Annotated in this window: 12 protein-coding genes; 4 read left to right on the top strand and 8 right to left on the bottom strand. The window is 70.4% G+C overall.

What is annotated here, in order from left to right:
• A partial coding sequence (locus tag DW309_RS14190; protein WP_136045739.1) for a cysteine desulfurase family protein occupies nucleotides 1-744 on the bottom strand: 744 nt, incomplete at its 3' end.
• A gap of 104 nt (nucleotides 745-848) precedes the next feature.
• On the opposite strand from DW309_RS14190, the gene glgX reads away from it, so the two are divergent.
• The 3 genes from glgX (at nucleotide 849) to glgB (ending at nucleotide 7,262) form a co-directional block, all read left to right on the top strand.
• Nucleotides 849-2,921 (top strand): glycogen debranching protein GlgX, encoded by a 2,073-nt coding sequence (glgX, locus tag DW309_RS14185; protein ID WP_136045738.1) that lies wholly within the window; start codon nucleotides 849-851, stop codon nucleotides 2,919-2,921.
• A gap of 64 nt (nucleotides 2,922-2,985) precedes the next feature.
• A complete protein-coding gene (locus DW309_RS14180; RefSeq protein WP_205812782.1) occupies nucleotides 2,986-5,058 on the top strand; it encodes an alpha-1,4-glucan--maltose-1-phosphate maltosyltransferase in 2,073 nt (690 codons plus the stop codon).
• Nucleotides 5,055-7,262 (top strand): 1,4-alpha-glucan branching protein GlgB, encoded by a 2,208-nt coding sequence (gene glgB, locus DW309_RS14175; RefSeq protein WP_136045737.1) that lies wholly within the window; start codon nucleotides 5,055-5,057, stop codon nucleotides 7,260-7,262. Before DW309_RS14180 ends, glgB begins: the two co-directional genes overlap by 4 nt.
• A 51-nt stretch (nucleotides 7,263-7,313) precedes the next feature.
• Here the strand turns inward: glgB and DW309_RS14170 are convergent, their stop codons facing one another.
• Nucleotides 7,314-8,249 (bottom strand): tetratricopeptide repeat protein, encoded by a 936-nt coding sequence (locus DW309_RS14170; protein ID WP_136045736.1) that lies wholly within the window; start codon nucleotides 8,247-8,249, stop codon nucleotides 7,314-7,316.
• On the bottom strand, nucleotides 8,246-10,207 hold the full coding sequence (locus DW309_RS14165; protein ID WP_136045735.1) for a DUF8094 domain-containing protein: 1,962 nt from the start codon (nucleotides 10,205-10,207) through the stop codon (nucleotides 8,246-8,248). Before DW309_RS14165 ends, DW309_RS14170 begins: the two co-directional genes overlap by 4 nt.
• Before the next feature lie 177 nt (nucleotides 10,208-10,384).
• On the opposite strand from DW309_RS14165, the gene DW309_RS14160 reads away from it, so the two are divergent.
• Nucleotides 10,385-11,446, top strand: coding sequence for an AI-2E family transporter (locus DW309_RS14160; RefSeq protein ID WP_136031823.1), 1,062 nt, complete (start codon nucleotides 10,385-10,387; stop codon nucleotides 11,444-11,446).
• Between the two features lie 27 nt (nucleotides 11,447-11,473).
• Here the strand turns inward: DW309_RS14160 and DW309_RS14155 are convergent, their stop codons facing one another.
• From DW309_RS14155 to DW309_RS14135, 5 genes are all read right to left on the bottom strand, one after another.
• Nucleotides 11,474-12,196, bottom strand: a complete 723-nt coding sequence (locus DW309_RS14155) for an alpha/beta hydrolase (RefSeq protein ID WP_168387285.1) — start codon at nucleotides 12,194-12,196, stop codon at nucleotides 11,474-11,476.
• Nucleotides 12,193-12,480, bottom strand: a complete 288-nt coding sequence (locus DW309_RS14150) for an Rv1322 family protein (RefSeq protein WP_136031821.1) — start codon at nucleotides 12,478-12,480, stop codon at nucleotides 12,193-12,195. The genes DW309_RS14155 and DW309_RS14150 overlap by 4 nt, the downstream gene beginning before the upstream one ends.
• A 9-nt stretch (nucleotides 12,481-12,489) precedes the next feature.
• Complete coding sequence (locus tag DW309_RS14145; RefSeq protein ID WP_136045734.1) at nucleotides 12,490-13,164, bottom strand: aggregation-promoting factor C-terminal-like domain-containing protein; 675 nt, start codon at nucleotides 13,162-13,164, stop codon at nucleotides 12,490-12,492.
• A gap of 65 nt (nucleotides 13,165-13,229) precedes the next feature.
• On the bottom strand, nucleotides 13,230-13,811 hold the full coding sequence (locus DW309_RS14140) for a DivIVA domain-containing protein (RefSeq protein WP_136031817.1): 582 nt from the start codon (nucleotides 13,809-13,811) through the stop codon (nucleotides 13,230-13,232).
• Nucleotides 13,811-14,817: phosphatidate cytidylyltransferase (locus DW309_RS14135; RefSeq protein WP_136045733.1), on the bottom strand; the 1,007-nt coding region annotated here is incomplete at its 5' end. The genes DW309_RS14140 and DW309_RS14135, both read right to left, overlap by 1 nt.

The following is a 14,817-nucleotide window of genomic DNA, read 5'->3' as shown; positions in this document are numbered from 1 at the left end:
TGCCCGCGCTCGCCGCCCAGGTGGAGGCCGCCCTTCCCGCTGCTGTCCACCGCCGCGCAGCAGCGGAGCGAGACGAGCCGACCGGGCGACCAGCAGTGCGCCGGTCCCGACCGGAGCACCCACCTTGTGGCCCGCGATGCTCAGCGCGACGAGCCCGCCATGACCCTCCGCCGACCCGCGCAGGCCCCGGAAGGAGAGCGGCACGTGGCCCAGGGCCGCGACCGCGTCGAGGTGCAACGGCACGCGGTTGTCGGCCGCGGCCGCCGCGAGGGCGGCCACATCGTTGATCGTGCCGGCCTCGTTGTTGGCGACCAGAGCCGTCGCGAGCGCGGCACCCGGAAGCGCGGCGGCGAAGCGGGGGTCATCGATGCGCGCCTCCGGCGACACCGGGACCGCGCGGACCTCCGCGCCCTCCGCGGCGAGAGCCGCGACGGTGTCCATCGTGGCGTGATGCTCCCCGTCGGGCAGCACGATCGCGGTGGTGCCCGCGTCCCGTGCGCGCCAGAGCCCCTGCACGGCGAGGTTGATCGACTCCGTGCCCCCCGAGGTGAACACGACCTCGATCGGGTCGGCGTGGAGCACCGCGGCGAGCCGCTCCCTCGACTCCTCCAGCAGGCGCCGCGCGTCCTGTCCGGCGCCGTGCGTCGACGAGGCGTTGCCCACGACGGTCGCCGCCTCGAGCCAGGCGTCGCGGGCCTCCGCGCGCAGAGGCGTGGTCGCCGCGTGATCGAGGTAGTGCCGCATACCTCGATTCTCCCCCGATCCCCGGTCGTGCGGACACGGTCGTGCCTCTGGGACCGGGTCCGCGCCGACATGAGACTGAAATGCAACACGCCTAGGGTGTATTCATGCCTGACTCCCGCGTTCCCGTCGTCCCCGGCGGATCGGCCCTCGACGATCTCGGCGTCCGCCTGCACGACGGCGGCGGCACCCTGCGGGTCTGGTCGGGCAACGCCTCGTCGATGGAGCTGGTCGTCTTCGACGCGACCGACCTCGACTGGGTCACGGACCAGGCCGCGCTCGAGCGTCGGCCGGGCGGCGTGTGGGAGGTCACGTCTGCCCTGCTCCAGCCAGGAACCCGGTACGCGGTCCGCGTGGGAGGGCCGCACGGCCCCGGCAACACGTTCAACCCCGAGACGCTGCTGCTCGACCCCTACGCGAAGGGCCTCGCCCAGGGACACGGCTACCAGGAGTGGCGGTCGGTGGTCATCGTCGACGGCTTCGACTGGGGGAACACGAGCAAGCCGCGCATCCCGCTCGATCGCACCGTGATCTACGAGGGCCATCTCAAGGGCATGACCAAGCGCCACCCCGAGGTGCCGCCCGCGCTGCACGGCACGTACGCGGGTCTCGCACACCCCGCGATGATCGAGCACTTCCACGCGCTCGGCATCACCTCCGTCGAGCTCCTGCCCGTGCACGCCTTCGTGCCGGAGCCGCGCCTGCTCGAGCGCGGCCTCACCAACTACTGGGGCTACAACACCCTCAACTACTTCACGCCTCACGCCGCGTACGCCACCGAGGACGCCCGCAAGCGCGGACCGGAGGCGATCATCGCCGAGTTCAAGGGCATGGTGAAGCTGCTCCACGAGGCCGGGCTCGAGGTCATCCTCGACGTCGTCTACAACCACACCTCGGAGGAGGGCATCGGCGGCCCGCGCTCGAGCCTGCGCGGTATCGACAACGCGAGCTACTACCGGCAGGACGGGAACGGCGTCTACATCGACACCACCGGGTGCGGCAACACGCTGGACACCAGCACCGACGCCGGCGCCCGCCTCGTCCTGGACTCGCTGCGGTACTGGGCGGAGGAGATGCAGATCGACGGTTTCCGCTTCGACCTCGCGACCGCGATCGCCCGAGACGCCGCCCACACATACAACCCGGAGCATCCGCTGCTGCGGGCGATCGCCGCCGACCCCGTGCTCGCCGACTCCAAGCTCATCGCCGAGCCGTGGGACGTGGGGCTGGGCGGCTGGCAGACGGGCAACTTCCCCACGGGGTGGCACGAGTGGAACGACCGCTACCGCGACCGGGTGCGCAACTTCTGGCTGAGCGACATCGACTACGCCCGTCGCGCCTCCGCCCCGGTGGGCATCGGCGGCTTCGCCACGCGCCTCGCGGGCTCCTCCAACACCTTCAGCGAGGAGCGCGGTCCGCTCGCCAGCATCAACTTCGTCACGGCGCACGACGGCTTCACGCTCCACGACCTCGTCTCCTACGACGTCAAGCACAACGAGGCGAACGGCGAGAACAACCGCGACGGCGCCGACACCAACCGCGCCTTCAACCACGGCGTCGAGGGCCCCACCGACGATCCTGCGATCCTCGCTGCCCGCCGGAAGGCCATGCGCAACCTCCTGGGCACGGTCCTGCTGTCCGCGGGCATCCCCATGCTCACCGCCGGCGACGAGGTCGGGCGCACTCAGCGCGGGAACAACAACGCCTACGCCCAGGATTCTCCCCTCACGTGGCTCGGATGGGAGCTGGAGCCGTGGCAGCAGGATCTGCGCGCGCACGTCGCGCGGCTCATCCGGCTGCGCCAGGAGAATCCCGCGCTGCGCCCCAGCCGCTACGCCCGGCTCGGCGAGCACATCCCGAACGCCTCGGTCATGGACTGGTACGACCAGAACGGCGAGACGATGGAACCGGGGCAGTGGAACGATCCCGGCAACCGCACGCTGCAGTACGTCGCCGCCTCCACGCCCGACACCGAGGCGGCGAACCGCATCCTCCTGATCGTGCACGGCACGGAGGCGCCGATCGACGTGCGACTGCCGCTGGAGATCGACGGCGCGAACCGGTTCGTCTCGCTCTGGTCGAGTGCCGACGAGCACCCCTCCGCGCACGCGGAGGTCTTCGAGCCCGGTGACGTCCTGTCCGTTCCCGGCACCTCGATGCGCCTGTTCCGCGTCGAGTGATAGCACGGTTCTGCGCCCGGGTCGAGCGGTAGGCTCCGGCACACCGGAGCGGTAGATTCGCACTGTGACTGCACGTGCTGGTACCCGGCCCCCGGCTCTCCGGAGCCCCGCTCAGATCCCGCCGCGCGAGTTCGACGGCGCCGACCTCCCCGGCGAGCTGCGCACGACGCGGATCCCGCTCCTCGACGGCTCGCCCTCGGTCCCCGGCGGCTTTCCCGCGAAGGCGTTCGCCGGCGAGGTCGTGCCGTTCCGGGTGGTGTCGTTCCGGGAAGGGCACGACCTCATCGGCGTGCACGTGCGCCTCACCGCCCCCACCGGAGAGCAGAGCCTGCACCGTCTGACCGCGCTCGCGGACGGCACCGACACGTGGACGGTCTCGATCGCGCTGGACCTGGAGGGTCCGTGGCGGTATCGCTTCGAGGCCTTCTCCGACGACTACGCCACCTGGGCGCATGCCGCACGGCTCAAGCTCGCCGCCGGCGTCGATGTCCCGGTCGTGGCCGCACTCGGCGCCGAGCTGCTGGCCAGGGCCGCCGCCGAGAAGGACCGGCCAGCGGCCCAGCGTCGCCGCCTGCGCGAGGGCGCCGAGGCGCTGCGCACGGGAGACGCCGCGATCGCCGCCTCCCTCGCGGCAGACCCGGAGCTCGCGGTCGTCTTCGCCGAGCGTCCCCTGATGTCGCTGCGCTCCGCCTCTGCGGACCAGCACCTCCACGTCGATCGCACGCGAGCAGGGGTGGGTGCCTGGTACGAGTTCTTCCCCCGCTCGGAGGGGGCGCGGCGGCTGAAGGACGGCTCGGTGCGGAGCGGCACCTTCCGGACGGCTGCGAAGCGGCTCCCCGACGTGGCGGCCATGGGGTTCGACGTGATCTACCTCGTGCCCATCCACCCCATCGGCTCGACCAACCGCAAGGGACGCAACAACACGCTGGTGGCCGAGCCGGGCGACCCCGGCTCCCCGTACGCGATCGGTGCGGCCGAGGGCGGGCACGACGCCATCCATCCCGACCTCGGTAGCGCCCAGGACTTCCGGGCCTTCGTCCGGGCTGCCGAGAAGGAAGGGCTCGAGGTCGCGCTCGACCTCGCGTTGCAGGCGTCCCCCGACCACCCGTGGGTCCGCGAGCATCCGGAGTGGTTCACGACCCTGCCGGACGGCACGATCGCCTACGCGGAGAACCCGCCCAAGAAATACCAGGACATCTATCCGCTCAACTTCGACATCGACCCCGAGGGCATCGCCGCGGAGATGCTGCGGGTCGTGCAGCACTGGGTGGCACAGGGCGTGCGCATCTTCCGGGTGGACAACCCGCACACGAAGCCGCTCCGGTTCTGGGAGTGGCTCATCCGCACCGTGAACGAGAGCGATCCGGGGGTCGTGTTCCTCGCGGAGGCCTTCACCCGTCCCGCTGTCATGCGGGCGCTCGCTGCGGTGGGTTTCCAGCAGAGCTACAGCTACTTCACCTGGCGCAACACCAAGGCGGAGCTGGAGGAGTTCCTCACCAGCATCTCCCACGACACCGCGGACTACATGCGACCGAATCTGTTCGTGAACACGCACGACATCCTCACCGAGTACCTCCAGTTCGGTGGCCGGGCGGCCTACCGCATCCGCGCCTGCATCGCGGCCACCGCGGGGCCGGTGTACGGGGTGTATGCGGGATACGAGCTCTTCGAGAACGTGGCGCGTCCCGGCTCGGAGGAGAACATCGACAACGAGAAGTACGAGTACAAGTTCCGCGACTGGCGCGGTGCCGAGGAGCGCGGTGAGTCCCTCGCCCCGCTGCTGCGTCGGCTCAATGCGATCCGCGCCGAGCATCCGGCGCTGAGGCAGCTGCGGAACCTGGAGACCCACTGGAGCGACGACGACGCCGTCCTGGTCTACAGCAAGCACCTCGATGCGGCGTTCACCGGCACCGGACAGGCAGACACGATCATCGTGGTCGCGAACGTCGACCCGCACTCGGTCAGGGAGACCACGGTCCACCTCGACACGACCCGCTGGGGTGTCCCCCCGGGCGAACCGTTCGAGGTCGAGGATCTGCTGACCGGCAGTGTCTGGACCTGGAGCGACCACAACTACGTGCGGCTCGACGCCTTCGCCGAGCCGGTGCACATCCTGAAGGTGAGGGAGAGAGCATGAGCTTTGCCGAAGAAGCGATCGCATCCGCCGAGTGGGTCGCCGTCGCCGAGGGACAGCACCACGATCCGCACGCCGTGCTGGGAACCCATCCCGCCGAGGACGCCGCGGGGCGGACGGTCACGATCATCCGCGCCCGCCGCCCGCTGGCCTCCTCCATCGCCGCCGTGTTCGCCGACGGCACCCGGCTCGAGCTCTCGCACGTGACCCACGGGCTGTGGGAGGGCCGTCACCCCGGGCCGCCCGTCCCCTATCGACTGGCGACGCGCTACCGCGACGTGGACGACGAAGCGATCACCGGCGACCCGTACCGTCACTCCCCCGCGCTCGGCGAGCTCGACCTGCACCTCATCGCGGAGGGACGGCACGAGCGGCTCTGGGAGGTGCTGGGAGCACATCCCACCACGCACGACGGCGAGGCGGGTGTCGCGTTCGCGGTCTGGGCGCCGAACGCCAGCGCCGTACGCGTGGTCGGAGACCACAACGGGTGGAACGGCGAGACGCACGCCATGCGGTCGATGGGCGTGAGCGGCGTCTGGGAGCTGTTCATCCCCGATCTGCCGCTCGGCACCCGGTACAAGTACCAGATCCGCACCCGCGCCGGTGCGTGGATCCTCAAGGCCGACCCGATGGCGCTCGCCGCGCAGCTGCCGCCGGAGACCGCGTCGGTCGTCACCGCCTCGACCTATGCGTGGCAGGACGGCGCGTGGATGACCCGGCGCGCCGCGACCCACGCGGTCGCGCAGCCGCTCTCGGTCTACGAGGTGCACCTGGGCTCCTGGCGGGGCGGCCTCGGCTACCGTGAGGTCGCCGATCCCCTCATCGAGCACGTGCAGCAGACGGGGTTCACCCACGTGGAGTTCCTCCCGCTCGCCGAGCACCCGTTCGGCGGCTCCTGGGGCTACCAGGTCAGCGGGTACTACGCGCCGACGAGCCGCTACGGCACGCCGGACGATCTGCGCTACCTCATCGACCGCTTGCACCAGGCGGGCATCGGCGTGATCCTCGACTGGGTCCCCGGGCACTTCCCGAAGGACGAGTTCGCGCTCGCCCGCTTCGACGGCCAGCCCCTCTACGAGCACCCCGATCCCCGGCGCGGCGAGCATCAGGACTGGGGCACGCTTATCTTCGACTACGGTCGCCCCGAGGTCCGCGGCTTCCTCGTCGCGAACGCCCTCTACTGGCTGGAGGAGTTCCACGTGGACGGGCTGCGCGTCGACGCGGTCGCCTCGATGCTGTACCTCGACTACTCGCGCCGCGACGGCGAGTGGGAGCCCAACGTCCACGGGGGTCGGGAGAACCTCGAGGCGATCCGGTTCCTCCAGGAGGTGAACGCCACCGCCTACCGCCTGCACCCCGGGATCCTCATGATCGCGGAGGAGTCGACGAGCTTCCCCGGCGTCACCGCGCCCACGGATCACGCGGGACTCGGGTTCGGGTTCAAGTGGAACATGGGCTGGATGAACGACTCGCTGCAGTACATCGCCCGCGACCCGATGTATCGCGCGCACCATGAGGGCGAGATGACGTTCTCGTTCGTCTACGCCTTCGGCGAGAACTACGTGCTGCCCATCAGTCACGACGAGGTCGTGCACGGGAAGGGCAGCCTGCTCGCGAAGATGCCCGGCGACCACACGCACAAGCTCGCCAATGTCCGCGCCTACCTGGCCTACATGTGGGGACACCCGGGCAAGAAGCTGCTGTTCATGGGCCAGGAGTTCGGGCAGCTCGCCGAGTGGTCGGAGGGGCGCGAACTCGACTGGTGGCTGCGCGAGCAGCCCTCGCACGCCCAGCTGCAGGACTTCGTCGGCGCGCTCAACGGCGTGTACCGCGCCCAGGCGCCGCTGTGGGAGCGTGACAGCGACGGATCGTCGTTCACGCGGCTCGGTGCCCCCAGCTGGGACCCCTCCGTGATCGCCTTCGAGCGGCGCGACGCCCACGGCGGGCGGCTGGTGGTCGTGAGCAACTTCGCCGGGGTCGAGCGCACCGGCTACCGACTCGCACTCCCCCGCGAGGGCGTGTGGCAGGAGGTGCTCAACTCGGACGCCGCGGAGTACGGAGGACACGGATCGGGCAACCTCGGCATGGTGGTCGCCGTGCGCGACGACAGCGGCACCGCGACGGCGGCGATCACGCTCCCCGCGCTGTCGACCCTCTGGCTGCGTTACCAGCCCGAGCCGCACGTCCCCACCGTCAACAACGGCTGAGCTGCGCCGGCCGCGCCCCGCGAGGACGACCTCGCCCGGGGCGCGGACGCCTCAGAACAGCAGCGAGGACAGCCGGTTGCGCGCCGACACGACGCGCGGGTCGGCGGGGCCGATGAGGCCGAACAGCTCCACGAGCCGCTCGCGCACCGGCGCCCGCTGGTCCGACGGGAGCTGAGCGAACAGATCGAGGAGCCGCGCGAACGCGTCGTCCACGTGCCCTCCGGCGAGGTCGAGATCCGCCACGTCGAACTGCGCCTGCACGTCGAGCGGTCCGGCGGCGGCCGCGGCCCGCGCCTCCTGCAGATCGAGGCCCTGCACGCGGTGGAGCAGGCGCACCTGCCCGAGCCCGGCGATGGCGTCTTCATCGCGCGGGTTCTCGGCCAGCGCCTTCTCATATGCGCGGATGGCGGCGGCGTAGTCGCCCGCCTCGATCGCGGCGTACGCCTCGGCGTGGAGCGGGGGCAGCTCGGGCTCGACCGGCTCGGGCGCATCCGCTGCAGCATCGCCCGAGATCGACAGCGTCCCGGACACGCCGTTCTGCGCCGCTACCTGGAGCAGCTGGGCGAACACCTCGCGCACCTGCTGCTCCGGCACGGCACCCGTGAACATCGGCACCGGCTGCCCGGCGATCAGCGCGACCACCATCGGGATCGACTGCGCGCGGAAGCTCTGGGCGAGCTGCGGGTTCGCGTCCACGTCCACCTTCGCCAGCAGCACGCGACCGCCCAGCTCGCGGGTGACCTTCTCGATGATCGGGCTCAGCTGCTTGCACGGCCCGCACCACTCGGCCCACAGGTCGACCACGACCGGGACGGTGCGGGAGATCTCCAGGACCTCGCCGAAGGTCTCGTCCGTCGCATCGACGACCACATCGGTGATGCCCTGGCCCTGCGTCGCGGGGCCGCCCCCGGAGGACGGGGTGGGGCGGTTGCGGAGACTCGAGAGGTCGACGGCGCCACGCAGCGCCGCGGGAGAGATGTCGGTCACTTGATCACCTTCACGGAGAGCAGGTCCTGGGTGGAGGCCAGGAGCTTGATCGGCTCGCTCGAACCCTGCGAGGGGACGGCGAAGAACAACTGACTCAGGTACGTCGTCTCGACACCCGTCGACGACTCGGTCACGCCCGTGAGCGCCTTGGCCTGCTCGTTGTTGCCGAAGCGGATGACGACGTCGGAGTTGACCGGGGTGATGGTCTCGACGTCGAGCACCGAGACGGCGACGATCGCGCCGCTGTCGAGGGTGGTCATGGAGACCGGCTCGGCGGTCGTGGGCGCCGCCTTGAACGCCGTCTTCGATGTCTCGGCGGCATTGGCATCCACGAGCCCCTGCACCACGGTCTGCCGCCCATCACGGATCGACTGGGCGACCGCCAACGAGAGATCGTCGAACTGGCCGTAGTACTGGCTCTTCTCCACGTTGTCGACCACGTCGGAGAACGCCGTGGCCACCTGGTCGGGCGGCAGCGTCAGGAACGCGGAGTCGGCCGGCACCATGGAAGTGCCGAGCCAGCTCGCCGCGACCTCCGGGAACTGTGCGTCGGCGGCCATCTGGGCCAGGTTGGTCACCTTGTAGTTCGACCACGGGTCGTCCTGCGTCATCGTGAGCAGCACGGGCGGGACGGTGTCGTCGTCGGCGCTCTGCGAGAGCATGAGAACGGTGCGCGGCCAGCGGTCCGTGGCCTCGGGCAGCACGACCCGCACGTCGTCGGTGGGGATGGCCACGGGAGGCGCGTCGTTGGTGACCTTCGCGCGGATGGCGTAGTCGGCGACGCGCTCCTCGAGCGCGGGACCGACGAGGCGGGTGGCCGCGAGGTCGGCGTCGAGGGTGCTGTCGGCCTCGGCGACCGTGTCGGCCAGGCTCTTCAGGATGCGCTTCGCCTGGGCCTCGGTGACCGCCGGCGGCTTCTGGTTCTCGGGGGCGATGACGGTCGGCGACGGCGAGGGCGTGGCGGAGGCGTCGCCCAGCTGCGGCCAGGAGTCGGCCGAGCACCCGGCGGCCAGGAGCGCGGTGACCCCCAGGGCGGGCAGGACCAGCATCCGACGGCGGCGCGTCGCTCCGGCGGCGCGCAGGGAGGACTTCCCCTCCGGCTCTGTGCGAGGCGTCGGCTCGTCCTCCACCACCTCGGCGTCCTCGACACCGGGGTCGGACGTCGGCTTCGCGTCGGCCGCATCGAGAGCCGCGCGCTCGCCCGCGGGCAGTGCGGCGACCTCGATCGGCTCCGTCATCGGGAGCGGCCCGGGGCCTTTCCGGCGCGGCCCACGTCCGCGGCGCTGGTGGCGGATCGCGAGGATGTAGAGCACGAGGCCGATCACGAGCACGATCCCACCCGCGACCATCAACGGTCCGGCGAGCGGGGTGCTGTTGTCGAGGGGCCAGGAGACCACGATGTCGTCCGGAGCGTCTTTCGTGCCGTCGTAGGCGATGAGCACGCTCGTGCCCTCCGGGAGCTGCATGTTGTCCGCCGTGAGCAGGTTCTCCTCGCTGAAGGAGTCCAGCCACAGGTCGGAGCCGACCGGGTCGCGACCTGCGGGCTCCTCGGTCTCGGCGTCGGTGGCCGGCGTCTCTTCGGGTGCCGGCGTCGCTCCCGCCTCGTCGCCGGGCTCCGTCGTCTCCTCCTCAGCGGGAGCCGAGACGTGCTCCACCACGAACTCACCGTCGTCACCGACCGAGACGTGGTTGTAGTCGGAGTCGGCCAGCCAGGCCTGCATGTCGGCGCTCCGGCCGTAGCTGGCGAAGATCTCGCCCTCGCCGCTCACCACGAGCTTCTGCGAGCCCGGGTTGGTCCGCAGCACGTCGCCGTCCATCAGCACGAACGGCGCGGGCTCCTCGATCGAGACGCGCTCCTGCTGGTTCGATGGGCCCATGAAGACGGTCCGCTGAGCGATACCCGCGCCGATCAGCACGGCAGCCAGCACGAAGGCCACCACGGCCCATACGAAACGCACGAATAGTCTCCTCACGCATCGCGAATACCCGCCCGCGACGCCACACTCGACATTTCAGACTAGCGAAGTCACCTGTGTGTTGCCCACGAGCAGTTCCCGTGGGCAACGGACGGCACGTCGTCGCGGCACCGTGCTCCGGGCTCGATAGCCTTGCTGCAGCCGTCTCGAGGAGCACCGATGAAGATCCACAATCCGTTCCGCACCGCCCTCGTGGCGACGCTCGGCGTGGGACTCGGGATCCTGCTGATCAGCAGCGTGCAGACCCTCTCGACCGTGCTGCTCTACATCGGGACGGCGCTCTTCCTGAGCCTGGGCCTCGATCCGCTCGTCTCGTTCCTCGAGCGACGGCGACTCCCCCGGTGGCTCGCCGTGCTCGTCACGATCCTCGCGGTCCTTGCGGTCTTCGTCGGGATCATCCTGATCGTGCTGCCGGTGCTCGTCGACCAGATCTCGCAATTGATCGCGCAGATCACCACGATCGTCCAGCGCGGCACCGCGATCGACGACCTGAAGGACTGGATCCAGGAGACGTTCCCGAACCTTCTGGTCGACGACGTCTTCAACTACATCGAGGACTGGCTGACCACGAACCTGGCGGAGATCGGGGGGTCGATCGGACAGGGAGTGCTGATCGCCAGCGGCGCCGTGCTGAGCGGCGTGTTCGGGGCCTTCATCGTGCTGATCCTCACGATCTACCTCACGGCGTCGACCCCGTCGCTCAAGCGAGCCGTGTACCAGCTGGTGCCGTCGTCGAAGCGCGACCGGTTCATCGACCTGTCCGAGCAGATCACCGATTCGGTCGGCTACTACGTCATGGGCCAGGTGTCCCAGGGCGTCATCAACGGCGTGCTCAGCGCGATCTACCTGACGATCATCGAGGCGCCGTTCCCCGCCGTCCTCGCGGTCATCGCGTTCTTCTTCTCCCTGATCCCGCTGGTGGGCACACTCACCGGTTCCACGATCATCGTGTTGGTCTGCCTGATCCCCGGGCTCGGCTCCCCCGCCACCGCGCTGGCCGCGGGGATCTACTACCTGATCTACATGCAGATCGAGGCGTACGTCATCTCCCCGCGCATCATGAGCCGCGCGGTCTCCGTCCCCGGCGCGGTCGTCGTCGTCGCCGCCCTCGCCGGCGGCAGCCTGCTGGGTCTGCTCGGGGCGCTCATCGCCATCCCCGTCGCGGCGAGCATCCTGATCATCTACCGCCAGGTGCTGATCCCGCGCATGAACGACCTCTGACGCGTCGTCCGACGCGCCGTGCGGTGGTCAGGAGTCGTCGGACCAGTGCGTCCGTAGTGGGAGCGCCGACGGGTTCACGGCAGCGACCACCTCGGTGAGCACGCGTCGCGTCTGCGTCTCCCCCACCCAGAGGTGCTTGCCGCCCTCCACGGGGATCAGACGCGCGTGCGGGATCGAGGCGAAGCGCTTCTCGGCCTCGGCCGGCCGCAGATAGTCGTCGAACTCCGGAACCAGGACCACGACCTCACGATCGGCTTCCGCCCAGGCGGCGACCTCTTCGTCCGTCGCGCGGTGCAGCGGCGGCGACAGCAGGATGATGCCCTCGATCGCGTGGTCGCGGCCGTACTTCAGCGCCAGCTCCGTGCCGAACGACCAGCCCAGCAGCCAGGGGCGCGGCAGCGCGCGAGCGTGCACGAACTCCATGGCCGCGGCGACGTCGAACTGCTCCAGAGCCCCGCCGTCGAACGCACCATCGCTCGTGCCGCGCGGAGACGTGGTGCCACGGGTGTTGAAGCGCAGGACCGCGAGATCGGCGAGGGCGGGCAGACGAGCCGCCGCCTTCCGCATGATGTGCGAATCCATGAATCCGCCGGCCGTGGGAAGCGGATGCAGCGTGACGAGCGTCGCGACCGGCTCGCTCTCCGCGGGCAGGGCGAGCTCCCCGACCAGGGTCAGGCCGTCCGCCGTCGTCAGCTCGATGTCCTCGCGGCGCGCCGGCAACTGCAGCGGTCCCCGGATCTCGATGGTCATGCGATCCTCCAACAGTGGTTGTGCCAGTGCCGGCGGTCGGCGAGGGCGGCAGCCTCCCCCAGAACCCCGTCCGCCCGCCAGGCGACGACGTGCGCGGTACCGGGCTCGATCACCCGTCCGCACCCCGGGCAGACGTACTCCTTCAGCGCCTGCACCGCGGAGACGGGCTGAACGGTCCACTCGACACCGCGACGGATCTCCGTGCGCTTCCACCCCGCCAGCAGGCGATCGAGCGACGCGTCGGGGTCAGGGCGCGCCGGAGGGCGTCGACGTGAGCGGGGCATGGTGCCTGCTCACCACCAGTGGTTGGTGGTCCAGAAGTTGTACGCGCCCGCCCAGCTGCCGTAGCGACCCGTGGCGTAGCCGGTGGCCCAGCGCAGGTTGTCGACCGGGTTGTAGCCGTTTCCGGGCACCTTGCTGCACGGCAGCGCCTGCACGAGACCGCAGGCACCGGACGACTTGTTCGTCGCGTTGGGGTTCCAGCCGCTCTCGCGCGACACGATGTAGTCGACGTACTGCCAGTCGCTCTGAGCGATGCCCGCCGCAGCCATCCACTCGGCCGGCGCACCGCCACCGCTGTACGGCGGGAGCGATCCACCGCCGGAGGGCTTGCCCTTCGATCCGCTCGTCGCGGTCGGGGCGGGCGGCGGGGGCGGCGGCTTCGGCTTGACGTAGATCTCGAACGTGCCACGGGCGAGCGGAGTGATCTCGGCGCCCTTCACCGTCACCGTCAGGTCCTGCGTATCGGCGAGGGCAGCGGCGTAGACCGACTCCGGCGACTCCTGCGGCGCGGGCTCTGCGAGAGCGACGCCGGTCGGTGCGACCATCGCGGCGGCCAATCCGACGACAGCCAGCCCGCTGAAGGCACCGGCGACGCCACGACGGCGCGTCCACCGGCGGGCCCCTCGGGTCACCGACGTCGCGGTCGCGGCAGGCACCGGCGACGCAGCGGTTCGATCGAGGTTCATGTCGTTTCGGGAGTACACGATGGGAGACAGTTTACGCACAGGAGCCTGGACAGGCCATCCACGACTCAGCGGACCGCCAGGATCACGTCGATCGTCGCGTCCAGGAGCGCGTCCACCTGCTCCTCCCGGTACCCCCCTCGCTGCATGCGGAACGCCGCGGATCGGAGCTGCTCCGCGGTCAGGGGGTCGCCGTCGCGCAGGTAGCGGACGATGCGCGACATCACATGATCGACCTCGTCGACGCGGTAGCCGAAGGTGAGGATGCCGGTCCGGCTGAAACGGTGGCGCGCCGGCCGCGCGAGGTGATCGAGGATGACCTGCGCGTCCGCCCTCGCCTGCTCGACCCAGGCACCCGCACCCAGCGATCGCACGGCGCGCTCCCGCTCGCGTGCAGCGAAGGCGTCCTCCACCCGTCCGAGTGCGGCGTCCACGTCAGCGACGACGTAACCCTCCTTGACGAGGGGGAACGAGGCCGTGCGGACGGCGTCCGCCGTGAGCTCGTCGCTCCCGGTCTCGAACGCGCGGCGCGCCGACGCGAGGAACGTGTCGACGGCTGCACGGTGATATCCGCGCGTGCGCCCCGACGTCACCGCGAACGCAGGGGGCGCCGAAGGCCGGGTCTTCTCGTCGGTCCGGTTGTCGGTCATCACAGCACCACCCAGGGAGAGAGGAGGAAGTAGAGGCACAACGCGGGGATCGTCGAGGGCAGGATGCTGTCGAGTCGATCCAGCAGACCGCCGTGACCGGGCAGCCAGGAGCTCATGTCCTTGATGCCGAGATCGCGTTTGAGCATGGACTCGCCGAGGTCACCCAGCGTCGCGGACAGCAGGATCGCTGCTCCGAAGATCAGCCCGCCCCACCAGGGCAGATCCAGCAGAAGGATCGCGAGGAGCACACCGGCGACGAGCGACGCCACGACAGCACCGCCGAAGCCCTCCCAGGTCTTCTTGGGACTGATCCGCGGTGCCATCGGATGGCGTCCGAACGCGAGACCGGCGGCATAGGCACCGGTATCAGCGGCGACGGCGATGGCGATGAAGCTCAGGACCCACCACTGCCCGCCCTCCTGCTCGAGCAGGATCAGCGCCACTCCCGCCAGGAACGGGACGTACACCTGCACGAAACCGCCGATGACCGCATCGGTGAGCACGTCGCCGTAGGTGCGCCCGTCCTTGGCGATCATCTGGGCCACCAGGCGCCAGACAATGACGAACGCCACCGACACGAACAGCATGACCCACGACAGCCACGGCGCCGCGAAGTAGGCGCCGAGGACGAGGAACGTCGCAGCGATCAGCTGCGGCACGACGTCCACACGGCGTCCTGCCGCCCGCAGCGCGCGGGACAGCTCGTACACACCGAGCAGCGCGGCGGCGAGGGCGAACGGCACGAACAGCGCCTTGATGAAGAGAAGCGAGGCGAGCAGGGCACCGCCGAACGCGAGCCCGATCAGGATCGCCAGCATGAGGTCGCGCCCCGTCCGCTGCTTGATCCGCTCGTTGGCCTGATCGAACTGATCCCGCGCGTGCGACACGTGCGTCCCGAACTCGTCGCGGGCGGCGCGCCACTGTTCGCGGATCGCGTTGTGGTCGGCCGTGTCGAGGCGTCGCGCCGGACCGGCCGGCGTCTCGGGCTCGGGAAGCGGCGGGCGGG

Source organism: Microbacterium sp. K41, from assembly GCF_004794395.1.
Lineage (GTDB): Bacteria > Actinomycetota > Actinomycetes > Actinomycetales > Microbacteriaceae > Microbacterium > Microbacterium sufflavum.
Note: the sequence above shows the minus strand (reverse complement) of the source record. Positions and strands in the feature narration are given on the sequence as shown.